At 59.6% G+C, this 23,967-nt stretch carries 26 protein-coding genes and 2 pseudogenes; 22 read left to right on the top strand and 6 right to left on the bottom strand.

Translation table 11 applies throughout. The annotated features are described in order from the left end of the window. Positions 1 to 263 precede the first annotated feature (263 nt). The 19 genes from F2P67_RS14615 to F2P67_RS14525 all read left to right on the top strand — a co-directional run bounded on the left by F2P67_RS14615 (position 264) and on the right by F2P67_RS14525 (position 14,016). Positions 264 to 506, top strand: a complete 243-nt coding sequence (locus F2P67_RS14615) for a hypothetical protein (RefSeq protein WP_122602310.1) — start codon at positions 264 to 266, stop codon at positions 504 to 506. Beyond that, positions 503 to 820 carry a hypothetical protein gene (locus F2P67_RS14610; protein ID WP_122602311.1) on the top strand — a complete coding sequence of 106 codons (318 nt, stop codon included), beginning with the start codon at positions 503 to 505 and terminating at the stop codon, positions 818 to 820. The genes F2P67_RS14615 and F2P67_RS14610 overlap by 4 nt, the downstream gene beginning before the upstream one ends. After that, positions 817 to 1,077, top strand: coding sequence for a hypothetical protein (locus tag F2P67_RS14605; RefSeq protein ID WP_166221144.1), 261 nt, complete (start codon positions 817 to 819; stop codon positions 1,075 to 1,077). The genes F2P67_RS14610 and F2P67_RS14605 overlap by 4 nt, the downstream gene beginning before the upstream one ends. After that, positions 1,074 to 1,289 carry a hypothetical protein gene (locus F2P67_RS14600; RefSeq protein ID WP_166221142.1) on the top strand — a complete coding sequence of 72 codons (216 nt, stop codon included), beginning with the start codon at positions 1,074 to 1,076 and terminating at the stop codon, positions 1,287 to 1,289. Before F2P67_RS14605 ends, F2P67_RS14600 begins: the two co-directional genes overlap by 4 nt. Continuing rightward, positions 1,286 to 1,783 (top strand): hypothetical protein, encoded by a 498-nt coding sequence (locus F2P67_RS14595; protein ID WP_166221140.1) that lies wholly within the window; start codon positions 1,286 to 1,288, stop codon positions 1,781 to 1,783. Before F2P67_RS14600 ends, F2P67_RS14595 begins: the two co-directional genes overlap by 4 nt. 4 nt (positions 1,784 to 1,787) lie before the next feature. Next, complete coding sequence (locus F2P67_RS14590) at positions 1,788 to 2,075, top strand: hypothetical protein (RefSeq protein ID WP_166221138.1); 288 nt, start codon at positions 1,788 to 1,790, stop codon at positions 2,073 to 2,075. After that, positions 2,068 to 2,295: a hypothetical protein gene (locus F2P67_RS14585; RefSeq protein ID WP_166221136.1), complete on the top strand. Its 228-nt coding sequence runs from the start codon at positions 2,068 to 2,070 to the stop codon at positions 2,293 to 2,295. Before F2P67_RS14590 ends, F2P67_RS14585 begins: the two co-directional genes overlap by 8 nt. Continuing rightward, complete coding sequence (locus F2P67_RS14580) at positions 2,292 to 3,173, top strand: toprim domain-containing protein (RefSeq protein WP_166221134.1); 882 nt, start codon at positions 2,292 to 2,294, stop codon at positions 3,171 to 3,173. The genes F2P67_RS14585 and F2P67_RS14580 overlap by 4 nt, the downstream gene beginning before the upstream one ends. Then, positions 3,160 to 4,962, top strand: a complete 1,803-nt coding sequence (locus F2P67_RS14575) for a DUF927 domain-containing protein (RefSeq protein WP_166221133.1) — start codon at positions 3,160 to 3,162, stop codon at positions 4,960 to 4,962. Before F2P67_RS14580 ends, F2P67_RS14575 begins: the two co-directional genes overlap by 14 nt. A gap of 644 nt (positions 4,963 to 5,606) precedes the next feature. After that, the gene (locus tag F2P67_RS14570; protein ID WP_166221132.1) at positions 5,607 to 6,212 is read left to right on the top strand and encodes a hypothetical protein; all 606 of its coding nucleotides are present in this window, start codon (positions 5,607 to 5,609) and stop codon (positions 6,210 to 6,212) included. A gap of 110 nt (positions 6,213 to 6,322) precedes the next feature. After that, positions 6,323 to 6,709 carry a hypothetical protein gene (locus F2P67_RS14565; protein WP_122602319.1) on the top strand — a complete coding sequence of 129 codons (387 nt, stop codon included), beginning with the start codon at positions 6,323 to 6,325 and terminating at the stop codon, positions 6,707 to 6,709. A 5-nt stretch (positions 6,710 to 6,714) separates the two neighbouring features. Then, positions 6,715 to 7,335, top strand: coding sequence for a tail assembly protein (locus F2P67_RS14560; RefSeq protein WP_101161847.1), 621 nt, complete (start codon positions 6,715 to 6,717; stop codon positions 7,333 to 7,335). Between the two features lie 48 nt (positions 7,336 to 7,383). After that, positions 7,384 to 7,815: a hypothetical protein gene (locus F2P67_RS14555; protein ID WP_166221131.1), complete on the top strand. Its 432-nt coding sequence runs from the start codon at positions 7,384 to 7,386 to the stop codon at positions 7,813 to 7,815. Positions 7,816 to 7,925: 110 nt separating this feature from the next. Continuing rightward, complete coding sequence (locus F2P67_RS14550) at positions 7,926 to 8,348, top strand: hypothetical protein (RefSeq protein ID WP_166221130.1); 423 nt, start codon at positions 7,926 to 7,928, stop codon at positions 8,346 to 8,348. A 902-nt stretch (positions 8,349 to 9,250) separates the two neighbouring features. Continuing rightward, positions 9,251 to 9,955 (top strand): hypothetical protein, encoded by a 705-nt coding sequence (locus F2P67_RS14545; RefSeq protein ID WP_166221129.1) that lies wholly within the window; start codon positions 9,251 to 9,253, stop codon positions 9,953 to 9,955. 242 nt (positions 9,956 to 10,197) lie between these two features. Continuing rightward, positions 10,198 to 11,187 (top strand): hypothetical protein, encoded by a 990-nt coding sequence (locus F2P67_RS14540; RefSeq protein ID WP_166221128.1) that lies wholly within the window; start codon positions 10,198 to 10,200, stop codon positions 11,185 to 11,187. A 588-nt stretch (positions 11,188 to 11,775) separates the two neighbouring features. After that, positions 11,776 to 11,976 carry a hypothetical protein gene (locus tag F2P67_RS14535; protein ID WP_101161837.1) on the top strand — a complete coding sequence of 67 codons (201 nt, stop codon included), beginning with the start codon at positions 11,776 to 11,778 and terminating at the stop codon, positions 11,974 to 11,976. A 527-nt stretch (positions 11,977 to 12,503) separates the two neighbouring features. Further along, a complete protein-coding gene (locus F2P67_RS14530) occupies positions 12,504 to 13,754 on the top strand; it encodes an S-type pyocin domain-containing protein (RefSeq protein ID WP_166221127.1) in 1,251 nt (416 codons plus the stop codon). 4 nt (positions 13,755 to 13,758) lie between these two features. Continuing rightward, positions 13,759 to 14,016 (top strand): bacteriocin immunity protein, encoded by a 258-nt coding sequence (locus F2P67_RS14525; RefSeq protein ID WP_123449295.1) that lies wholly within the window; start codon positions 13,759 to 13,761, stop codon positions 14,014 to 14,016. Positions 14,017 to 14,182: 166 nt separating this feature from the next. Here the strand turns inward: F2P67_RS14525 and F2P67_RS14520 are convergent, their stop codons facing one another. Next, a complete protein-coding gene (locus F2P67_RS14520) occupies positions 14,183 to 15,283 on the bottom strand; it encodes a DUF2817 domain-containing protein (protein WP_166221126.1) in 1,101 nt (366 codons plus the stop codon). 261 nt (positions 15,284 to 15,544) lie between these two features. On the opposite strand from F2P67_RS14520, the gene ggt reads away from it, so the two are divergent. Then, positions 15,545 to 17,377: a gamma-glutamyltransferase gene (gene ggt, locus F2P67_RS14515; protein WP_166221125.1), complete on the top strand. Its 1,833-nt coding sequence runs from the start codon at positions 15,545 to 15,547 to the stop codon at positions 17,375 to 17,377. Between the two features lie 209 nt (positions 17,378 to 17,586). Beyond that, positions 17,587 to 17,958 (top strand): helix-turn-helix domain-containing protein, encoded by a 372-nt coding sequence (locus tag F2P67_RS14510; RefSeq protein ID WP_166221124.1) that lies wholly within the window; start codon positions 17,587 to 17,589, stop codon positions 17,956 to 17,958. 34 nt (positions 17,959 to 17,992) lie between these two features. Here F2P67_RS14510 and F2P67_RS14505 read toward each other — a convergent pair whose 3' ends face one another. The 5 genes and pseudogenes from F2P67_RS14505 to F2P67_RS14490 form a co-directional block, all read right to left on the bottom strand. Beyond that, positions 17,993 to 18,625 (bottom strand): LysE family translocator, encoded by a 633-nt coding sequence (locus tag F2P67_RS14505; RefSeq protein WP_166221123.1) that lies wholly within the window; start codon positions 18,623 to 18,625, stop codon positions 17,993 to 17,995. 75 nt (positions 18,626 to 18,700) lie between these two features. After that, a complete protein-coding gene (locus tag F2P67_RS14500) occupies positions 18,701 to 19,300 on the bottom strand; it encodes a flavin reductase family protein (protein WP_166221122.1) in 600 nt (199 codons plus the stop codon). A gap of 104 nt (positions 19,301 to 19,404) precedes the next feature. Then, positions 19,405 to 19,842 (bottom strand): annotated as a pseudogene (locus F2P67_RS28115) (methyl-accepting chemotaxis protein); the annotation flags it as partial. A 102-nt stretch (positions 19,843 to 19,944) separates the two neighbouring features. Beyond that, a pseudogene (locus F2P67_RS28110) lies at positions 19,945 to 20,631 on the bottom strand (PAS domain-containing protein); the annotation flags it as partial. A gap of 206 nt (positions 20,632 to 20,837) precedes the next feature. After that, complete coding sequence (locus F2P67_RS14490) at positions 20,838 to 22,151, bottom strand: MFS transporter (protein WP_166221120.1); 1,314 nt, start codon at positions 22,149 to 22,151, stop codon at positions 20,838 to 20,840. A gap of 314 nt (positions 22,152 to 22,465) precedes the next feature. Between F2P67_RS14490 and F2P67_RS14485 the strand changes: the two genes are divergently transcribed. Then, positions 22,466 to 23,884 (top strand): TIGR00366 family protein, encoded by a 1,419-nt coding sequence (locus tag F2P67_RS14485; RefSeq protein WP_166221119.1) that lies wholly within the window; start codon positions 22,466 to 22,468, stop codon positions 23,882 to 23,884. Positions 23,885 to 23,967 lie beyond the last annotated feature (83 nt).

The raw sequence follows: 23,967 nt of genomic DNA, 5'->3' as shown, positions 1-23,967 counted from the left end.
GCCGGGTTCCGTTTACCCCGGTCCGCCAATCCTGTGCAACTCGCCACCCTACCCTGCTTGGCGGCAGATAGGAGTGGCTCCAGTGAAGTAAACGGAGCTACACCCATGAAACACGCCCTAATTCCGTCCAAAGTCCGCGCATTTGCTCACCGCCGCATGGCGTTGAGCGCACTCCGCGCAAACTCCTCCCTAGCTACTCGCCTCGCCCGTTATAACGCACACATTTCCATCGTCCGCGACCTCGAATCTGCCGGGGGTGTCGCATGACTGTCGCCAATTCCGCGCATCGAGTTGCGAATGATGCATTCGAGCACCTGAGGGGCTGCCAAGAGGTTTTGCAGCAGCTAGAAGCGCTGCTGATCGCCCTCAAAGAATCCTCCCCGCAACACTCCAACCAGTCGCGCCTCGCCTCACTGGGTGCGTTCGTCGCGATGGACCACGCGAACTCGGTGGATTGTTTCATCGAGGACTATGAGCACCTGCTTGTTACAGGAGGTGCTCAATGAGCCGCGACCTTTGCGTCCTCGCGGACGCCTCCCCAATTGAAGGGGAAATCCTGAGCGAAGCAATGATCGATGCTCGTGATATGTGCTCTATGAATTTCGCCCGCGAAGAGCACAAAAAGCTGGAGAAAATCCTGCTGACGTTCGTGATTCCAGCAATGGGTGGTTACGACAATGAGCTGGCGTGTGACATTGCCCGCCATATTGAGCAGATCCGCACGTTCAGCGGGAATTTCTGCTGGCGCCATCGCCACCTGGGCGCCTCGCACGGCGTGGTAGGCAAGCGCACCGAAATGGGTGAAGGGGGTGCGCAATGACGAGCAAATCGAAAGCCGGTACCTGCCAGCAGGTGGCCCAAGAGGCACTTTTCCAGCTCGATTGCTGCCGCGAGTTCAGCGACTGGATGCTGGCCCTGATGACTGCCATTCGTGACGACCAAAAACACTCCGATGGGAAAAACGTTCCCGGCCTGTCGAACCTCGGCGTGTACCTGGCAGAAACGCATCTCGGGGATGTGGAGCAGTCGTTCGAGCTGCTGAGTGACAACCTGTCGAACCTCGGAGGTGAGGTATGACTGGCACGCTCAAGACCAACGCAGGCGTGGTCGAAGATCTGCGAGATGCGCAGGACATTCTGGTGCTTCTGGCGATGTCGCTGGCGCTGATCGCTTCGCCCTCGACTCACATCGCTGTGGCCCGTGTGACGGCCATGTTCGCACAGCACACAGCCATGGCTTGGGCCGATCTCCTCGGTGAGGTCATCGCCGAACAGGAGGCGTCCCAATGATTCAGCCAATGATGTTCAAACGCCGCAGAACCCTCCCGGCTCACCGCCTCCCCTACGTCGGCAACACCGTCTATACCGACCCGATGGGGCGCATCGGGTACTGGGATGTTCCCTTGATCGGTGGTTATAGCGGTGGCTGGGCAACCGGCGGCGCGCTGGCGCTGATCGCCTTGAAACACATGAGCAATTACGCCCAGCGAGTTGATGGCGACCACCTTAAATACATCGCCGCTTCGTGGATCGACCGCGCCAGCCAGGCGTCCCCTGAGGAGCTGGAAACGCTTAAGGCCCAAGTCATGGGGTTCATGGCAGAGATCGGCAAGTTCACCGAGGCGTCGGCTGTTGGCTCGCGATTGCGGCTTTCCCAGGTCGACGACAAGGCCGCGCTCAAAAAGGCGAATGAAGGGCTTGGATTTATGGCTGCAGAACGGGCACACCGGACGCAGACGATCGACGCGCACTCGGCGCGAAACGCTGATTCGATAAAGGGTTAAGACCATGAAATTTCAAAACGGCGCATCTGCGTCAACGGGATCGGCTTGCCTGAAGAAAGCCAACGAACTGTTTTATGTGACCCATCCGAAGGCGCCTAAAGCGCTGCTGGGTCCGTTCCTGACTGAGGCCGACGCCGAGTGCGGACGCGTAGTTATGCGTAGCGCCGGCGCCCAGGTCACGGCGTGCTTGGTCGACTCCATTGACGACTTCACCCGTTGGCAGGGTGTAAACAACGGTCAAGTTTGCCGGGCCTTTGCTGGCGCTGATCGACGGGAGGTCAGCCATGGGTGACGTGACCCCAATCAATCGCAAGAGCAGTGGCGGCCCACCCGCTGCCGGCGCTCATATCGACAGCGCCAGCTATGTGCTGCTGGTGGAAACGCTGGTCGGCTTCTTGGAGCTGCGCATTTCCGAAGGCGACCAAGGCCGTCACTGCGATGAGCTCGAGCGCCTGACTCGGAAACTGGAGAGTTTGGCCAAGCGGTTTACCCCGCCGAAGGGGGTCGCATGACTGAGGCAACGATCCTATTCCGTGATGCGCTCCAGTCCGTCTATGGCCCCCTCGACTGGATTCCAGAGCCCGACGGTGCAATCCACCGATTCCGTGTGCCGGAAGATAAGCCTGGTTCGCTCAACGGCTGGTATGTGCTGTACCTGGACGGCATTGCATCCGGTGCTTTCGGGAGTTGGAAAGCCGGAGGCGCCAGCACCTGGTGTAGTCGCGAACCGGTGGACGCCCGCGAAGCGGCCCAGATCCGCGAACGTGTTGAGCTGGCCAGGCGCCAGCGAGAGGCCGAACAGCGCCAGCGCCATGAGCGAGCGGCGGCAAAGGCCAATCACTTGTGGCGCAACGCGCGCCGGGCATCACCAGACCATCCGTATCTGGTGGCGAAGGGCGTTCGCTCCTACGGCTTGCGCCAGCGCGGGGCTGAATTGCTCGTTCCGCTGTACCTCGACGGTCGGCTGGTCAACCTACAACGCATCGCACCGGACGGCGGCAAGCGCTTTCTCTTTGGCGGGCGGATCAAGGGCACCTATTCCCCGCTGGGCATCATCCAGCCCGGCGCGGTGCTTTGTATCTGCGAAGGTTGGGCGACCGGCGCCAGCCTCCATCAGCACGGCGGATACGCGGTTGCCGCAGCCATGAACGCTGGCAACTTGATGCCGGCCGCTATGGGTCTCCGCTCGCGCTACCCAGCCCAGCCAATTGTGGTAGCTGGCGACGATGATCGCCTTACCGAAGGCAACCCAGGCCGCGCCGCTGCAAACGCAGCAGCCGCAGCCGTGGGTGGTGAGGTCGCTTTTCCTGACTGGCCAGACAACGCACCTGAATCCCTGACTGACTTCAACGACCTTGCAAACTGGAAACTCGCCAATGGCCAAGCCTGACGCCAACGTGATCACCCTTCGGCCGGAAGCCGCCACAATTGCACCAGCGCGTCCCTGCTGGGCGGTGTACGAGCATTGGGTAACCAACGAGAACGGCCGCAAGCTGCGCCCAGGGGTGTACTGGCACAGCTTCAAGCGCACCGCCGCCGATCACGACGACGCGGAGAGCGACGCTGCCGACCGACCGATCACCGACGAATGGATCTCCAGCCCCGTCACGGTTGTGGCGCGCACGACCAACAGCGACGACGGCAGCGAAGGGCGTCTGCTCCGCCTGGTCACGGAGGGCGGCATCAAGGAATGGATTATCGCCATGGAGGTGTTCGGCGGGAGCGGCGAGGACGCTCGCCGGGCACTCTTCGGCATGGGCGTAATCATCGCGCTCAAGAAGCGCGGCACGTTCATGGAGTACCTTCTCGACCAGCACCCCGCCGAGGTGTTCGCTACCACCGGCCGGCCAGGCTGGCATGAATCAGGCGCGTTCGTGCTACCCGGGCGAACGATCGGCACCGCCAACGTGCGATATCAGGCGAGCAACAGGGCTCAAGTTTTGTTCAGTCAGCGCGGCGAGCTGGCGCGGTGGCAGGCCGAAGTGGCCGCCAAATGTGCGGGCAATCCCGTGCTGACGTTGGCGATCGGCTGCTCGCTGGCTGGCCCGTTGCTCAGTTTGGTCGGCGTGCTGGGCGGCGGTGTTCACTTGGTCGGTGACAGCTCGAGCGGCAAGTCGCTGGCTCAACTGATCGGCTCCTCCGTGTGGGGTGACCCGGGCGTTTTCGCCGCCAGTTGGGATATGACCAAGGGCGGGCTTGAGATCGAGGCGTCCAGTCGTAACGACACCATCCTGCCGCTGGACGAGATCAAGCGCGCCGACCCCAAGCGGGTACAGGAAATGGCCTACTCTCTCGCCAATGGTCAGGGTAAAGGCACCATGACCAGAGAGCGTGAAGGCCGGGCGAAACTGAGCTGGCGCCTCCTCACGCTCTCCAGCGGCGAGCGGTCGCTGTCCGAGCACGCCGCCATATCCGGTAACGCTGCCCATGCTGGCGCCGAACTCCGCATGGTCGACGTGAACGCCGGCACCCGCACCCATCGCGCCTTTGATGAATTACACGGGCTTGAGGGCGCGGACTTCCACCGCCAGCTCACCGTGTCCGTCGGCGCCCACCATGGCCACCTTGGACCAGCGTTCGTGGAGCGTCTGGTCGCCGACGACGATAAGCCCGGCCTGCTCAGTGACTTTGACGGCATCCGCGCCCAGTTCGTAGAGGACAACGCGCAGGCCGGCCGTGTCGCTGACCGGTTCGCCGTGATCGCGCTGGCTGGCGAGATGGCCATCGCCTACGGACTGCTCCCGTGGGAGCCCGGTACCGCCCTCGCCGACTGCCGCCTGCTCTACGGCGAATGGCTTTCCCGTGTCGGCGGAGGGAATGCCGAAGACCGCCAGATCCTGGCCGGCATCATCGACTTTATCGACAAGCACGGCAGCAGCCGATTCTCGGACGTGGACGCCCCAGAGGCGGACGCAAAGGTTTTCAACCGTGCCGGGTACTGGGAGGTGGTCGCCAACAAGCGACTGTTCCTGTTCAACAAGTCCGCACTCATCGAAGCCGCCCACGGGTTCGGCCTCACCCGCGTCATCAAGGCGCTGGAGGTTGGCGGTGCCTTGGCCAAGCGCGACACCGATCGAGATAGCCGAAAGACCAAAAAGTACCGCATCCCCGCCGGCGGATCTGCTCGGCTGTACGTCATCGACCCGGAAGCTCTGGATGGCGAAGGCGGTGCCGTATGACCTCCGCCAACACCAGAGGCGAATGCCCGACTTCACAGGAACGTACAAACGTGGGGAACAGGGGGAACGGGGGAACAGCCAGCAAAGACGCGGCCTGTAGCCGTTCCCCCTTATTTGGTGTTTGGGGAACAGGGGGAACACAAACATGTTTTTGAATATAAGCGATCAGTGCTTTCCTGACGTTTGGTTATCACTGTTCCCCACAAAAAAACGTGGGGTACAAAATCCCCCTCTGAAAGCCCCGGAATCATTGGGTGTTCCCACTGTTCCCCCGTTCCCCCGTTTTTTTTTCACAGACACATTTGGGCAATGGTGCAAATCGGGCGAGGTGAAGCCGTGAGCCTCCTTTCCAGCCTGCTCGATCACATGCCGCCGACCATCGCGAATACCTCCACGGAGAACCCGCGACGCCCTGCGCCTCGTCCGTCGCTGGCGCTGATCACCCATGCAGAGCGTCGCCCCCAGTTCGTGACTGAGCCTCACGCAAGCGCCGCCACAGCCGCGCCTGAGTGGCGGCGGGCGCGCGACGCATACCTCAACCACATCATGGCCTGCCGATCGTGCTACGCGCCCACTAATCGCTATTGCGGCGCTGGTGCCGAGCTGCGCGCTGATTACGACCGCACGCCCATGGAGACACAGCCATGAAGACCAACATCGTCATAGCCCTGCTGGAAATCGCGCAGAAGCCAGGCGCCAGCAAGAGCACAAGCTTGATCACCACCCGCCGGCTCTGTCGCATCCTCGGCCAGAGAGCAGACGACATCCGAACCGAGCGCCGAGCCATACGGCGGGAGGCCAGCAAGCTGCGCCACTACCTGCCCTTCACCGCCAACAAGATCTACGAGATTCAGCAGAAGTCTTCGGACCATCGGAGCGCTGAATGGGATGACGTGCGCAAGGTGCTGGGCGCGTTCGGCCGGTCGCTGATGCTGGACACCGAAGGCTTGATGGATGGCTTGGGCTTCGACCGGGTGTGCGATCTGCTGGCGGTGAACGCCGTGGAGCGGGAGGAGGCGAGGAAGGACGGCGTGAAAGGTTTGGCGGAATTGGTGTTCGCCCATTCCTTAGAGGACAGCGCCGCACGCCGAAGGCAGGAATGGAATGACGCGCCGTTATTCAACGCCTGTCAGATCGCGACCGCCAACTTCATCAGGGACTGCCCAGAGCATTTGCGGCCAGACCCTTTCGCGCCTGGCGCACCGTTTGGCCCAAAGCTTCCGCCCACCCTGAGCATCGTCGGCAAGTAGAAGCCAAATTACGCGACACGTTTTGCGAATCACGAAAAGGTGTCGCGACACGGAGCAACGCAACCGGGCATCAGCCAATAACCAGCGCCTGCGGCGCACCAGAGGTACATATGACGGAACAGGACAGCAACGCAGCTAGCCTCCCGCAGACACATCGGGATCGCTTCGAGGAAGCATGCAAAACCAATCGGTTTGAGTCACACCCTCTGAGTCAGGGACCAGATTCCGGCTATTTGGTTTGGGATGTCCAGCATGTCCGCGATGGCGTGAAGGTGACCATCGACGGGCCGTTTTTTACTGAGGAGGAGGCGCGAGTTTCGGCCGAACTGCTGCGAGGAACGTTTCGTGGTGCAAGGGCGTACAAAGCAATCCACGACCGGATCTGGAACTACAACCCTCTGCATGAGCAAGTGATATTCGATCAGGCCCGCATGTCGCGATCCCTGCTCGCCATTCGCTTGGGCACCACCGCACCAACCACCAACCCACAGGAATAAAACCAATGGCAGCGCTAGCTATTCATTACACCCCAAAAACAACTATCGAGCTCACCAGCATCCTCGGTCGAAAGTTCTTCCGCAAAAAGGACTACCTGCTTGACGTTGGCAGTACGTGGGAGGTCTTCAAAGCCCTGAGATCAACGGTCGAGGGATTTTCAGAGGAGGTTGACCGATTGGCCCGGCTGGGTATGAAGTTCGCGATAATCCGAAACGGGGAAAACGTCGGAACAAGTCGCTTTGACCTAGGGGGCACCAAATCTTTAAAAATCGTACCCGTGATTTCTGGAAGCAAGCGCGCTGGTGTTCTCCAGACAATTCTCGGGGTTGTAATGATTGCCGCCTCGGCATTCATTACCTATGCATCCGGAGGAGCAGCATCCCCATTTGCGAGCGCGTTGGCAGCTGCCGGGTATGCGACCGCTATTGGCGGCGCGATCCAATTAATTAGCTCGCAGCAGGGTGGACTGAAACAAAGCGCAGCCCCGGAAAACAGGCCGAGTTATGCATTCGGCAGCGCACGAAACACCACGGCCAGCGGCAACCCGGTACCGATCTGCATCGGCGAACGCCGGTGGGGCGGGATGATCATTTCGGCCTCGATCCTGGCTGAAGACAAGGTGTGACCGTCAAGCGCTGGTGCTAGAGTTGCGGCATCAAGACAAGGAGTTCTCATGTTAAAACTTTTCGCCGCAACAGCTTTGCTAGTACTGATGACGGGGTGCTCCACATCACCGGTTGCCTTCGATAAAGCCAAACCCGTGCCGAGTGACAGGGTGATGAGCTATGGGAAAAAGCCAGCGGGCCCGTACGGAACAATTCAGGTGACGCGCGACACCGGATTCGTTGCTGGGGGCTGCTTTGTCGCAGTCCATCTCGATGGCCGCGCGGTTGCTCGGATCGACACAGGCGAAGCTTTGAGTCTGTATGTTCCCGCCGGCGAACACCTTATCGGACTGGGTGCTGATGAGCGCGGGTCGGGTCTATGTAGCTGGGCTGGTCCATTGAAAGAGCAGTCCGCCACAGTCCAACCCGGCCAGGTGAAGCGTTTTCGCATCGGCGGCGACACTAATGTCGGGCTAGATATTCGCCCAAGTTCGCTATAGCCAGAATGAGGCGGAGGGCGGCTCCAAGGATTGAGCCGTCCACCGCCCCTTCATCAAGTTGGTAACCAAGCGTGGTAACCACCATTGGTAACCAATCAAGGACTTTGAAAATGACTGAACGAAGCGTTCAGCTCCACCAGAGCGCGAGCACCGAAACCGCGAACTTTGATCGATTTGTCTTAGGGGCATCAATGGCAGCCTGCGCGTATCTCGCTCAGACAATGCCCTTTGGCCCCATTGGCCTGAACGTGTCGACTATGTATCTGACAACCCTCTTCATGATGGCGGTAAGCGCAATATTTGGGTTTCTTCGGATTGAGGCGACGATCTCGACGATGAACACCAACTCAAAATACCTTCACATGATCGAGATGGGTCAACTGAACGATGCCGCCATGCGCCGACTTGCTCATGAGGCAGTGGAAAAGGTGGCCGCTCGCACGAAGACGATGTATCGCCTGCGCAACCTCACGATGCTGATCTCATTCTTCTGTTACATCGCCACGAAGGTGTACGCCGCGTATCCCGCGTGACCGTAGCAACTTTGCAGACGAACCCAAGGATGGCAGGCTTGAGCCGACGGCCATGTCAACAATTGTCAACCTTCCGCACCCGTGACGCACTCCTCACGATGTCAGGTTTTGTCAGGTTTTGGGGCTGATTGATGTCGAGTCGCCGGGGCGAATCATGCGGACCGGTATCCACGCTGGTATCCACCATCCGTTAGCAAAAGTTAGTACGCGCAGCATTGATCTCAGGTCGGCATTTGGGCCAGGCATCCAGCCAGTGACCATTCGCGGTGACCATCAGTAGTGACCACTCCCACCGGTCACCGAATGAACCTTCGCGCACGTCCTCACGCACGATCCTCACGCACCCAAAGGCCCGCGAAATCCCTGTGGGAGCGAGATTCCCAACGCTGGTACGCAGCCAGGTACGCGCCTGGCACTGGAAGCCGCCAGCAAGTTCGCACTTGGTTCGCAACCGCCATTGCGCGCGAACCGTCGTTCCCATCCCGACCTTTCGCGACAAAGTCGTAAAACCTCGGGTGGGCGCCCCGCGTCACTGTTATCAAAAGTTATGGTTGGCGCCTGGAGGTTTCCACTAAGGTTTCCACCATAAGCAGTGTTTCTTCTGGAAGCCGGCATAACGAACGGCATATTGCTCTTCAGTACGGAGTGAACGTTTTCCCCCAATGGGGAAACACCCCATGACTGAGTAAGGGTTCGCATATTCGGCTACATTGATTCGCATCATGTGGAGGGATACGGGTATGCCATCAATGGAAGTAGCGCTTGTCGGCGGGGAGCGCTCTGCGCCGGCGCCTGGACTCAAAGGCGAATGTCCTCTCTGCGGAAAGCCCGCACAGGCGAAATGTGGCCCGATCATACGCTGGCATTGGGCTCATGCTGGCCGGCGGCACTGCGATCCATGGATGGAGAATGAAGGCCCATGGCATCGCGCCTGGAAAGCTTTGTTTCCGTTTGAGTGGCAAGAGGTTGTGGCCCATGACCATGCTGGCGAAAAGCATATCGCTGACGTGAAGCGCCCAGACGGCACAGTAATTGAGCTCCAAAACTCTCCGATGAGCCTTGAGGAGATGAACAGTCGCGAGCTGTTCTACGGGGAGCGCATGATCTGGATCGTAAACGGGGAGAAGTTCAAGGAGAACATTCGAATCGGTGACGCTCTGCCTGATCCTGATCATCCGAAGGTCAGAGAGTTCAAACTGGCCATGCCGGTATACGCTCCGTGGACAAAGGCATGGCGGAAACCCTGCTTGGATGGAGGAGCCTTCGCATATTTTCGTAGGAGCGATATCGCTGCCGCTACCTCACCACGGCCTATGCTGGAACTACTCCATGGCAGAGACTTTGATGGAGCGGTCGAGGAGTCGTATCGCGGGCAGCATACATGGTCATGGCGGAAGCCACGCGAAGGCTGGTTGTTATCCCAACGAACCGTGATATTCGATCTCGGGGAGAGTGGGATGTGGGCGATTGCGGAATATGACCAGGCTCCATGCCTCCAACGAATCTCTCGCCGAAACCTGATGGAGTCGCTACTGTCTGGCGCAGCGCCCGATCTCACCTGGTCACTCGCCCCTTATACCGGTTGGATGATGCCCGAACCTCTTTGACCACGCTTTGACGGAATGTGAGACAGGCATGAGACGGAATCCAAGGCCGGTGGGCGTCAGGGGCTTGTTCCGCCTTGGCCACGTCAAAGTGGGGAGGTTGACCGTCTCACACCAATTGAACTCCGATGGATCGACGGGAGTAGCTGACGGATGACAGACGTTATAGAGTCGCCGCGATCACGTATAACTTCGGCTCGCACGACCCGAGCCACAGCTCTGCAATACCTTGCTAGGAGAAATGGATGTCAGACGTAGTTCAGCTAGTTATTAAGTCCGAGGCCGACGCCTTTGCGGCAGTGGAGCAGGCGTTAGAGGGAAAATTTGACGATCAAAGCGTTGTCATCCAATTCGAGGGATGGCCTCATTTCGATGTCGATATAAAAGGGGAGCGGTACCATAGCTCTCTACCCACAGGCGTTCTTAAGTCGTTCATCGAATACCAGAACGCTATGAACAGAGCTTTCGCGTCCGTCGCGTACGGGAAGACCGCCAAAGGCATGACGGATCAAGAGCGCAAGGATATTGAGCTAGTCTTTGAGATCCATGAAGGATCAACAGACACCAATGCCACGCTGGTCGAACCACTTACCAAATTGGGAGAGAAGGCCATAGAACGCATGACGGGGAAGCAATTGGTCCTCACTATCCTAGGCTCGGCGCTTATCCTGGGCGGAGCATGGACGGCCGTTCATTGGATCGATAAGGACGCTGAGGTAAAGGTCGACGCCCAAAAGTCAGCGCTGATGACTCGCGTGCTACAGCAGAACGAGCACCTGGTTCAGCTACAGACAGACGTAGCCAAGTCGGCAATGACACTTGTTAAAGGCGCCCATGATGCGGAACGCATCAAATACGGTGACGTCACCTTAGAAAAGGACCAAATCGATGCAATTAATCAGCGTGGTCGAGTAGCAACGGTTCCAGCTCGAATGGACGGAAGCTATCAGGTGCTCCAGCTCAAGCGTCTGGAGGATCGATGGCGCATCGTGCTTTATAGCGAAGTACACGGTCAGTTCCAAACCGATCTATTCCGAGGCCAGAATGCCGCGGAGTGTATAGAGGAGATTTCCACGGCTTTTGCTCGCCACAGCGACATAAACCTCTTCGTGCTCGGCAGGTTCAAGGGCGGGACGGTTCAAGCGGCAACTATTTTAGGCAGCAAAGCGCGTGGGTTGATTGTTCCCGACGTAGCGCCACCGCCTGAAGCGGATGATGACGAATCTCAAGAATGAACCTACATCGCCCGGTAGCTTGCCGGGCTATTGACTCGTACCAGCTATCCGCGCGCCGCTGCGGAACCCTTGACCATCCTTGACGAGATTTTTGACAGGTCTTGACGGATTCGACGCGTTCCACCGCCCACCGACACGCTGGAGGTCACGCAGAGCAACGCTTTGCGGGCATCGCGCAACTTGGCCAGCACCAGCCTCGTCAAAAACTTAGGGGGCGCCCGTCAAGGTGATTGCTCGGTCAATCGTCAGGTCTACGCCGGCGGGATGGGTTGTTGAAATACCAAGCCGAATAAATCCTTAGCGCGCCAACCAATTCTAGACAGGCACTAGACGGATTCCATTTGGCGGAATACCGCCCAGTAGTCTGGCGGCCTTGTGGCGTGTGGCCTCCAGCCAAAACAGGGTGCCGATCGGCCGATGCCCCGTCTAATATTTTGGGGGCTCCTTGCGCCTGACAGCGGGCCGGAGCCGGCAGCAGGAAACTACCTGGATTTTGGGTAATTTCGATTGCGCGCTGATAACATCTGCAGATCATCGCTGGCGCGATTTGGTCCAGCGCCAGCATTCCGCGAGCCAGAGGACGGCGCCGTGTCTGTGATCGATTGCGATTACCTGCCAACCGAGAAAGTGAAGATCCCCGCCGAGCTGGCGCTGCTGATCATCAGAAAGGCCAGCGCCATGGCGGCTACCTTCGAGGAGCAGGCGCTCGACCAACTGACCAAGGACGCGCGACGAGCGCTCAGGCAAGGCGCAGACCCGCGGAAGGTCATCAGGGAAATGCGGCTGTAAGAGGCGCCGGTGAGTTATCAGCACCTGCCCTACCGAAATGGGATGGCGGGTAGCCGCGGCCACTCCCCCGTCCCGGGGTAGCGCTTCGTGACGTCGGTTCGAAGCGTGGTTACCGTTCGTCGGCTACAGGTGAGCAGCGTCAATGGTGAATTCTGGACGACGGCGAGCAAGCCAAAAACAGCCCAGCAGACGGCGCCGTGTATCCCCTAGTGTATCCCTTGGATATCACAACTTACGAATACCCAGTAAATACAGTAGGTTAGGCGTTCAGTTCAATTGCCTGTGTAGCCACCAAGTACTAAAAACGGCTTACCGAAAGGTAGGCCGTTTTTTTATGTCTCGAGAAAAGTGCCAACGGCAATCGCAGCAATAGACCGGGACAGGACTGCAGGAAAAGTGCTGGAAAGGTGTACGAAACGGATCTTTCGTACGATCAAGCACCGGCAACCCACTCAGTCGATTTGATCGACATCCAGCCTGACCGACAAGCTCCCATGTCTCGATCCAAGGACATACAGGGAGTTGCCATGGACAAGGACTGGCACAAATCCCCCTTCGACGACTGGTTTCGAAAACGTCCGTACGGTGACGGTTCGTGGGCCGCCTGGAATCCGCCCCCGCCGCCAGAGCCCGTCTACATTCCAACCGATGAATGGCCTACGCCCAAGCCTCGCGAAGACCTGGTGTTTGCCAAGTCCTGCACGGCAGAAAACTGGTGCCGAACGGACGCCGGCACGGAGCCCGAACCCACCGCCAATTTCGGCAAGATCATGGTCGCGGGCGCGATGCTTTTTCCGTCCGCCAGCACCGCTCTCGCGACCGCGATAGGTGCCGATCTGGCCTTGGGCCGCTTGGCCGGCGGCGGGATTCTGCAGCAGCGCCTCAACTGGGCGATTCGCGGTGCAGGCGGCCCGGCCAGCGTGTTTATCCTCGGAATGCTCCCGACCCGAATGGGCGACGGCACCCTGCACACCGACGATCAGCTACGCCGCATGAGCCGCGCGCCCACTCGCGTGCGCTTTCAGTTTCGGCGTAACGCCGAAGGGCTCATGCAGGTTTACGGCATCCACACCGGCGCCTTGGGCGATGACTCGGTGCGCACCGTCAAAGTCGAGTGGAACAAAGACAAGACCGCGATGGAGGCCAAGCTCAACGGCATCACCATTTTGTGGACGCCACAACGCGGGCCACTGGGATCAATGCCGCCGCTGGTCTATCCGGAACACGGCGAGCAACTGAATACGATCCTTGTTCATCCGATTCCCGAGAACACTGATACCCAGATAGAAGGCCTGCCGGGCAAAGACATAACTGCCGAGGATTGTATTCTGGTGTTCCCGGCAGAGACCGGGTTGAAGTCGCTGTATGTGATGTTTTCGAAACCGGCGAGATTGACGCCGGGCACGGTGACGGGGGTTGGAGAGGATGTGTCGGGGATATGGCTTGCTGAGGCGGGAACGGGAGTTGGCGTGCCGATTCCTACACGGATTGCGGATAGGCTCAGGGGGCGGGAGTTTTCGAGCTTCGATGCCTTCAGAAAGGCGTTTTGGACTGAGGCTGTGAATGATCCAGAACTGGCTGAGCAATTTAAACCGCAGAATATTGCGCTTATGCGCAGTGGCAGCGCGCCTCATGCCCGGTATCAAGATGCTACGGGTAAAAGAAAAACTTACGAACTGCATCACGTTGTACGGGTATCGGACGGTGGTGCTGTGTATGACATCGAGAACTTAAGGATCAGCACGCCAAAAAACCATATAGATATTCACCGGAAATAACCTCATGGCAAATAAAATTACTGATTACACCGAAGTGCAATTCATTAGCTTATTGCAGGAAATATTCACTTCTAATGGGGATGGCACGCCAGAGATGGTGCTGGCGGATCTATTGGATAAATTCTGTGAGCTCGCCGAGCATCCCGCGGGTACTGACCTGATTTACTGGCCGGAGGATGACGCTGATTGCACCCCTGAAGGCATCACCGAAACCGTAAAAAAATGGCGCGCCTCCAAGGGGCTGCCCGGATTTAAGCAATAAGCGCTTTTTATCCCTCGAGACGACACCGAACCCGTGGCGAGGGGATTTATCCCCGATGGGGTGCGAAGCGCCCCCCACTTCTTCATTGAAAATGAATGGGACTGCTGCGCAGTCCATCGGGGATAAATCCCCTCGCCACAGAGTTCTACCTGACCTATTCGGGATTCTATGCCGACAGGGCTGCCAACCCCTTCTCCCAAATCTGCCGAGTCCTCAACCCCACCATCGCCCGCCAATCCGGATCCGCTGGATAAAACTGCTCCAGCAAATTCAACTTGATCCCCCGCCCCGTCGCATCCAGCGGATCGCCATGCAGATGTAACCAATGGTCATCACGCAAATGCCGATGCACGTCTGGCCCCGGATACGTTCCGCACTCGATCACGAATGGCATCAGTTGCACTTCGGGCAACGCATTGAGCAACGCCTGCGAGGTGTAACCGGTGGCCGTCGCCGCCACACCGGTTTCGCTCAAGGTGTCGGCGCCCGTGTGCAGCGTGTAAAGCCATGGGCCATAGATCGCCTGAGCTTGTGCGAGTGCCGGATAAGGCGCTTGGGTGATGGTCAGCAACATCGGATGACCGTACTCGCCAGCGCCGGTGTGCAGGTCAAAACACATCACTGTTTCAGCACCAGCCAGATGCCCATCGATGATCTGGTGCAGCGTGCGATTTGACCAACTCGGTGCGTGGCCTCCATAAAACAGTCCATCGGGATGGCTATGCTGACCGCCCTCGACAATCGACATCACCGCCGGCCAGCCATGCTCGTTGATCTGCGCATCGAGCAAGGCATCGGCGCGCTGCCGCTCGGGGCCATTCAAATCGGTGCACGCGTAGATTTCATGCAGTGCGGCGTAAGCGCGGTTATCCGGCAACGGCCCGCTGAAATCGAGGTGATTGCGGTTGAGGTCGATGTTGTCTTCGTTCACCCGCCGCAACCACGCCGTGCCCCATGGGTTGATCAGGTGCACCATGACCACCGCGACATCCTTGGGCAGCGAACCCGGAATGAAGCCGTTGAGCCAATCGATCTGACATTCGGAACCGTAATAGCCCTCCACCCCGTGAGTGCCGCTGAGCGCCACCAGCCGACGCCTGGCCTGTGGATCACCGAGCACGGCGACGTCGGTACTCAGTGGCTCGCCAAAAGGCCCGCAACGCGGATGCGCGTACGAAGTGAGCGTGGCACCGGCTGCGTTGGCGGCGGTGATGAACTGCTCGCGTTGATCGCGGAAGCTGGATTCGGTGGGGAACTCGCTGTGCATGTTCGGCCTCTTGTTGATCTTGTATGTGTGGGAGCGAGCCTGCTCGCGAAGCGGTTTCGCATTCAACATTCAGGCTGGCTGACACACCGTATTCGCGAGCAGGCTCGCTCCCATAGGGGCTTGTTTCAGTTCGATGGCTTTGACGCTGACCCTAGCGAACATCCGCCCTGAAAAGAAAGACAAAAATGCCCATCGGTTTGCGTCGCGACCGAGCGGTCGATAAAGTCCCTCAGACTTTTATCCCACGGACGGAGAGCCCGCGTGTTTCCAGCCCTGCCCCTGAGCCGCTTTCGCCTGCCAGCCCTGACGCTGATCATCAGCGCCCTGACCCTCGCCGCGTGCAACGCCCCGCCCTCCTCGACTCTGCCACAGGCACCGGAAGCCGCTTCCGGTTATCGCACCGACCTGCAAACCCGCCACGCCAGCCAACACATGGCCGCCGCTGCCAACCCGCTCGCCGCCGAGGCCGGTCGCGAGATGCTGCGTCAGGGCGGTTCGGCGATTGATGCGGCAATTGCGATGCAAGCGGTGCTGACCCTGGTTGAGCCGCAATCTTCCGGGATCGGCGGCGGCGCGATGATCGTGCTGTGGGACGGCAAACAGGTGCGCACTTATGACGGTCGTGAAACCGCTCCGGCCGGCGCGACCGAAAAGCTGTTCCTGCGCGCCGATGGCCAACCGATGTCGTTTCCGCAGGCGCAGATCGGCGGACGTTCGGTCGGTACGCCGGGCGTGTTGCGTGCGCTGGAAATGGCGTATCAACAACACGGTCGCCTGCCGTGGGCGAAGCTGTTTGAACCGGCGATCAAACTCTCCGAGCAAGGCTTTGCGGTCTCGCCGCGCCTGCATTCGTTGCTGGAATCCGACCCGGTGATCCGCCAGTCGCCAGAGATGGCGAAGTACTTCCTCAACGCCGATGGCAGCGTCAAAGCCGTCGGCACACGCCTGCAAAACCCGGCGCTGGCCGCCGTGCTCAAACGCATCGCCAACGAGGGTGCGGACGCGCTGTACAAAGGCCCGGTCGCAGAAGAAATCGTCGCCAAGGTTCAGGGCCACGCCAACCCCGGAAGTCTGTCGCTGAACGATCTGCAGCACTATCAGGCCAAAGAACGCGCGCCGCTGTGCACCGATTACAAGCGCTGGCAGGTCTGCGGCATGCCACCACCGTCGTCGGGCGGGATTGCCGTGGCGCAGATTCTCGGCACCTTGCAGGCGCTGGAAACCCGCGATCCACGCCTTTCCCTGACAACGCTGAAACCGGTGAAAACCGACAAGCCGGCCGGCATAGAACCCGATCCACAAGCCGTGCATCTGATCGCCGAAGCCGAACGTCTGGCCTACGCCGACCGCGCGCAATACGTCGCCGATACCGACTTCGTGCCGGTGCCGGTCAAAGGCCTGGTCGACCCGGGTTATCTGGCCAGCCGCGCCAGCCTGATCGGCGAACGCAGCATGGGCAGCGCCAAACCGGGCACACCGCCCGGCGTGCAGGTGGCCTACGCACCGGATCGCTCGCCGCTGCGCATCTCCACTTCGCAAGTGGTCGCGGTGGATGATCTGGGCGGCGCCGTGTCGATGACCACCACCATCGAGGCCGCGTTTGGCTCGCACTTGATGGTTCAGGGCTTTCTGCTGAATAACCAGATGACTGACTTCTCGTTCATCCCCGAAGAGAACGGGCAGAAAGTCGCCAACCGCGTCGAACCCGGCAAGCGCCCACGCTCGTCGATGGCGCCGACGCTGATCTTCGATCGCAACAGCGGCGAATTCGTCGCTACGGTCGGCTCACCCGGCGGTTCGCAAATCATCGAATACGTGGCGAAAACCACCGTCGGCCTGCTCGACTGGAACCTCGACCCACAAAGCGCCATCAGCCTGCCCAACTTCGGCAGCCGCAACGGCCCGACCGAACTGGAACAAGGCCAGTTCAGCCCGGCGCTGATTCAGGCGCTGAAAGACAGGGGGCACACGGTGAGCGAAATCGACATGACCAGCGGCACCCAGGCCATTGTTCGGCTCAAGGACGCGCAGGGGAAAGCGTCGCTGGCAGGTGGCGCAGACCCACGGCGTGAAGGGGAAGCGTTGGGGGATTGAGACTACGAGGCAAAGAGAAAAGGCTTACCGCGAGGTAAGCCTTTTTTGTTGCCAACGGGTTCTGTTCAACTGCGAACCGTCGCCTTTTCCTACCCCGAAAATATGCTGTCACGGATAGAGTAAGTGACCGTTCCAAAAATGATGTTGCCAGGATCTGCAGATCGTTAATGAATGTAATCGACGCTGATACCGTCGAAATGGAGTAACCCATGAATATACGTCCGATTCATAACGAAGAAGACTACCGTGCGGCGCTCAAAAACGTCTCTGCACTCTTCGACAACGAGCCTGAACCGGGTACCCCTGAAGGTGATTACTTCGACATCATGATCACTCTCATTGAGGCCTACGAAGCCAGACAGTTTCCACTGGATCTGCCCAATCCAATCGATGCCATCAAATTCCGAATGGAACAGTCAGGCCTGTCAGCTGCGGATCTCGCTCCGGCTATCGGTCGAACAAACAGGGTCTACGAAGTGTTGAATGGCAAGCGGGCACTCACTTTGCCAATGATATGGAAACTTCATGAGCTGTTTGGAATTCCTGCCGAAAGCCTGATCAAACCAATGAAGCAAATCTGATACAGACTGCAGCAACCCAGCCTGTAACCGGGGCTCAGCGATTAGCCACCAGATGCACACCAAACAGCAGATAACAACCGCCCGCAAACCGATCCAGCCATTGCCGCGACCGCTCGTACACACCGGCGATCCGGCGGCTGGCGAAAAACAGCGCCACGCAGCCGTACCAACTGAATGACAGCGTCGCCATGGTCATTACCGCCAGCGCCAGCAACAGGGGCGGGATGTGCGCCGGCATGGCGGTGGCGAAGATGGTGGCGACAAACAGGGCTGATTTGGGGTTGGTCATGTTGCCCAGCAAGCCGCGTCCGTAGGCGCCCAGCAATGTCTGCTCGGAACTGTCCGGCGCACCGGGAACAATCGCTGCCTTGCGCTTGAATTGCTTGAGCCCGAGATAGATCAGGTAACAGCCGCCGGCAATCTTGAAGCTCAGGTACAGCGTCGGCGCCGCGCTGAACAACGTCTGGATGCCCAGCCCGCCCGCCAGTCCCCACAACACGGTTCCGGTGGCGACGCCGAGTGCTGCGACCACACCATGGCGGCGGGAACGGCTGACCGCCAGTTGCGCGATGTTGAAGAAGTTCGGCCCCGGCGTGACCACCGCGACTGTCCACAGCAAGGCCAACGACAGCAACGGAGCCAGATAACTCGACAGGGAAAGGTCCATGGGGCATGCGCCTGATCAGTTCGACAATGCCCCACACCTTGCTACATCCGGCGCTGGTTTGCCATCAGGCGAATGTCACAACGGCAGGGTTTTCCCGTCCACCGCATCGCCAATCGTCAGGAAATGCCCGCCCGCCACGTGGTGCAAAGTGCGCAAACCATCATGCCCTTCGAAATGCCAGCGGCCTTCGCTGAACACACGCTCATCGGCATGGGCGGCGATGACTTCGGCGAGGAACAGGTCGTACTGCTCATGATTGCGCGGCTCGGGCAGCAACCGGCATTCGAGCCAGGCCACACAGCCGTTGAGCAGCGGCGCTTCGACGAGTTCGCCGGCAAACGTCTGCAGGCCGTACGCCTGAAACTTGTCCTGTCCTTGATTTTGGTTGATTTCCAGTCCCGACGTATTGCCCACGGTTTGCACGATGTCGGCCTGATCGACGCAAGGCACATTGAGGACAAAGGTGCCGGACGCTTCTAGCAGTTGCCGTGTCCAGGTGGATTTATCGAGTACGACGGCGACTTTCGGCGGTTCGAAATCCAGTGGCATCGCCCACGCGGCGGCCATGATGTTGCGTTGGCCATCGTGGGCGGCGCTGACCAGCACGGTCGGCCCGTGATTGAGCAGGCGGTAGGCTTTGTTCAGGGGAACCGGGCGGCGTTGGGCGGCGCTCATGGGGATCTGCTCCGGGGAAAAGAAACAGATTGTAACGCCGGCCATTGGAGAAACGCAGAACCTGTGGGAGTGAGCCTGCTCGCGCCCACAGGGATCAGCGCAAATCAGTTGGACAGTTGATTGGCAAACTGGCCGACGGCGTTCACCACTTTCTGCGCACCGTCCTGAATTTCGACAATCACCGTACCCGCCTCCGCCGCCAGCGCCAGGCCTTGCTCGGCCTGGAGCTTGCCATCGGTCATCAGCGCCACAGCGTTGCGCGCCATTTCCTGGTTCTGCCGAACCACGCCGACGATTTCGTCGGTCGCCTGACTGGTGCGCGATGCCAGTTGCCGCACTTCGTCCGCTACCACCGCAAAGCCTCGGCCCTGCTCGCCGGCACGCGCGGCTTCGATCGCCGCGTTGAGCGCCAACAGATTGGTCTGTTCGGCAATGCCGCTGATGGTTTTGACGATGGTGCCGATCACCAGCGACTGCTCGTTCAACGCTTCAATACCTTCACCGGCGGTTTGCATGTGCCGCGACAGATCGCGCATCACGTTGACCGCTTCGGTCACGACTGTGGTGCCGCGCTGTGCCGTGCTGTCGGTCTGCTGCGAAGTGCTGTAGGCGATGTTGGCCGCTTCGGCCACGGCTTGTTCGCGGTTGACCTGATCGGTGATGACCGTGGCGAATTTCACCACTTTGTACAGTTTGTTGTTGGCATCGACCACCGGGTTGTAGGACGCCTCCAGCCAGACCGTACGACCATGGCTATCGATGCGTTTGAAACGATCAGCGACAAACTCGCCGTTGTTCAAACGACGCCAGAAGTTCTGGTACTCGGCACTGTTGTAATCCTCGGGAAAGCAAAACATCCGGTGATGTTTACCTTTGATCTGCGCCAGTGTGTAACCCGTGCCATTGAGGAAGCGCTCGTTGGCGTTAAGCACGTTGCCATTGAGGTCGAACTCGATCACTGCGGTGGAACGCACCAGCGCGCCGATCAGGTTTTCGTGTTCGCGAGAAGCTTCGATGGTGCGGGTCAGGTCGCTGGCGTACAGCGAGATGTGCTTGATCCGCCCGTCCGAAGAACGCACCGGCTGCACGATCGAGCGCAGCCACGCCTCCTCACCGTTGCCGCGCAACAGGCGCACCGCCCCGGCGAAATGCTCGCCGCGCGTCAGCGCATTCTTGAAGCGGTGGTGGAATTCGTCGGACTTGACGTGAGCCGGTACGATGTCTTCGAGCGCGCGACCGATCAGGTCGTGGCTCTTGTAGAGCATCTCGCTGAGGAAGTTCTGGTTGACCGATTGAACCCGGCCGTCCGGTTCAAGATTCAGTACCAGCATCTCGCTTTCCAGACTTTCCTTCACTTGCACAAGGCTGGAGAGTTCTTCACGAAGTGTGGCCAGCTCTTGCTTCAGGCGTTTATTGAACATGGGAAAGTACCGATGGGCAGGATAGAAAGCGGGATGCAGCCTAACCATCGGCACTGAAAAACTTTTCTGAAGAGTGCTTGCGACTCGTCAGTCAAAAAAAGTCATGAGGTGCGCCCTCAGGCAGTTCCGGGCACCTGGCATTGTCCTGTACGCGGCATCCGCGCGCCAAAATACGCCGCACTCAAGATGCCCACCACCCCCATCATCGCGCAGAACATCACGCAGATCCACGGGCTCCACGGCATCAGCCCGATCAGCAGCAGCGGTGTGATGCTCGCCCATGCGGCGTAGGCAATGTTGTAGGTAAAGGAAATCCCCGACACCCGGATACGCGCCGGAAACAAACCGACCATCACCGATGGCACAGCCCCGACCACGCCACAGCCCAGGCCCGCTATCGCATAGGCAATGCCGACCCAGTCTCCACCGCCGATCAGACAGCCATAGAGCACGCCGATGCCCAGCGGCAGCAGCAGGCTGTACAACATGACCGTGCGCCAGGCGCCAATGCGGTCAACCAGAAGGCCGGCGATCACGCAGCCGATATTAAGGAAGACGATGCCCAATGCGCTCAGAGCGAAGGTGTGACTGGCGCTCATGCCGAAGGTTTTCTGCATCATGGTCGGCGTGATGACGACAAACACCACCACCGCCGACGTCAGTACGCAGGTCAGCAACATGGCCGGTAACATGGCCAAACGATGTTCGCGCAGCACGGTGCGCAGCGGCAACTCGACCCGCGCTTCACGCTGCGCCTCCATGGCCATGAACACCGGGGTTTCGCTGAGCCAGCGGCGCAGGTAGACGCCGATCACACCGAACACACCACCGAGCAGGAATGGATAACGCCAGGCGTAATCAAGGATTTCCGCCGGCGTGAAGACTTGTGCGAGAAACGTCGCGGTCAACGCGCCGATCAAATACCCGAAGGTCAACCCGGCCTGCAAAAAGCCCAGGGCATAACCGCGATGCCCGGTCGGTGCGTGTTCGGCGACGAACACCCAGGCGCTCGGCACCTCACCGCCCACCGCAGCACCTTGCAAGATGCGCAACGCCAGCAACAACAGGGGCGCGAAATAACCGATCTGCGCGTACGTCGGCATGATGCCGATCAGCAGGCACGGCAGCGCCATCATCAGGATGCTCAGGCTGAAGACTTTCTTGCGTCCCAAACGGTCGGCGAAGTGCGCCATGAGGATCCCGCCCAGCGGGCGCGCCAGATACCCGGTGACAAAAATCCCGAAGCTCTGCAGCAAGCGCAGCCATTCGGGCATTTCCGGCGGAAAGAACAGTTGGCTGAGGGTCAGGGCGAAGAATACGAAAATGATGAAATCGTAAATCTCCAGCGCCCCGCCAAGGGCCGCAAGGCCGAGGGTCTTATAGTCGGAACGGCTGAACGGCGCAGGTTTGGCCGGGGTTTGGGCAGTCATGGCAAAGAACTCTGTCACAGGCAAAAAACCAAGGCGCCCATGGTCTACGCAAATGGGCGGTTGGACAACCCGTTAGACCATAGTCCTGAATTGGCAAAACCGGCTCACAAAACCGCAGCGGTTGATTTACTGTTGAGGCCTGTCCACAGCCCGACAACCCAGTGAGAACCTGTGGGAGCGGGCTTGCTCGCGAATGCGGTGTGTCAGCCAAATCAATATCGACTGATATACCGCATTTGCGAGCAAGCCCGCTCCCACCAAAGCACTGATCGTCCTGCGGACCCAAAATAACCATAAAAATCCGAGGTATTCCTGTGGCCGTTGATATCGAAGATAGCCGCTCTGCGCGCTTCGCCTTGCGCTGCTCAAGCTTTGCCGAACGCTGGTTTCCCGATTCGTGGGTATTCGCCGCGCTCGCCGTCATCATCGTGGCGCTGGCCACAATGGCCATGGGCGCCAAACCCACGGACGCCGCGATGGCCTTCGGTGACGGGTTCTGGAGTCTGATTCCGTTCACCATGCAGATGGCCTTCGTGGTGATCGGCGGTTACGTGGTCGCCAGTTCGCCACCCGCCGTGAAGCTGATTGATCGCCTGGCGCGTATCCCGAAAAACGGCCGCTCCGCTGTCGCCTGGGTCGCGTTGATCTCCATGGTCGCGTCCCTGCTCAACTGGGGACTGTCGCTGGTGTTCGGCGGTTTGCTGGTGCGCGCCCTCGCCCGCCGCACCGACCTGAAAATGGATTACCGCGCCGCCGGCGCCGCTGCCTATCTGGGCCTTGGCGCGGTATGGGCTTTGGGCCTGTCGTCGTCAGCCGCGCAGTTGCAGGCCAACCCCGGCAGCCTGCCGCCGTCGATTCTGTCGATCACCGGCGTTATCCCGTTCACCGAAACGATTTTCCTTTGGCAGTCCGGGGTGATGCTGCTGGCGCTGATCGTGATCTCGATCATCATCGCCTACGCCACCGCACCCGGGCCGAACTCTGCGCGCGACGCCAAGGCCTGTGGCATCGACCCGGCCTTCAACTTGCCGCCACTGCAACCGCGCACCCGGCCGGGTGAATGGCTGGAGCACAGTCCGCTGCTGATCATCGTGTTGGTGCTGCTGGCGGCGGGATGGCTGTTCCACGAGTTTTCGACGAAACCGGCGATTACCGCGATTTCCGGGCTGAACACTTACAACTTCCTGTTCATCATGCTCGGCGCGCTGCTGCACTGGCGCCCGCGCAGCTTCCTCGATGCAGTGGCCCGAGCCGTACCGACCACCACGGGCGTGCTGATCCAGTTCCCGTTGTACGGCTCGATTGCCGCGCTGATGACCACCGTCAAAGGCGCCGATGCGCAAACGCTGGCCCATCACATCTCGACGTTCTTTGTCAGCATCGCTTCCCACGACACTTATGCGCTGCTGATGGGCGTGTACTCGGCGATCCTCGGTTTCTTCATTCCGTCCGGTGGCGGCAAGTGGATCATCGAAGCGCCGTACGTGATGCAAGTCGCCAACGACCTGCAATATCACCTCGGCTGGGCGGTGCAGATTTACAACGCCGCCGAAGCGCTGCCGAACCTGATCAACCCGTTCTACATGCTGCCACTGCTGGGTGTGCTGGGCTTGAAGGCGCGGGATCTGATCGGTTTCTCGTTCGTGCAATTGCTCGTGCACACACCGCTGGTGCTGCTTTTGTTGTGGGCGCTGGGCACCACCCTGGCGTACACACCGCCGGTGATGCCGTAAACAAAACGCGCAGCGCCGATGAGTGATCGGCGCTACGCGTTGCGCCTTCCGAATGCAGAGCCGTGCGTCTGCTGCACGGCTTT

The organism is Pseudomonas atagonensis, assembly GCF_011369485.1.
Taxonomy (GTDB): domain Bacteria; phylum Pseudomonadota; class Gammaproteobacteria; order Pseudomonadales; family Pseudomonadaceae; genus Aquipseudomonas; species Aquipseudomonas atagonensis.
The sequence above is the reverse complement of the archived record's forward strand: the minus strand, read 5'-3'. Positions and strand labels throughout refer to the sequence as shown.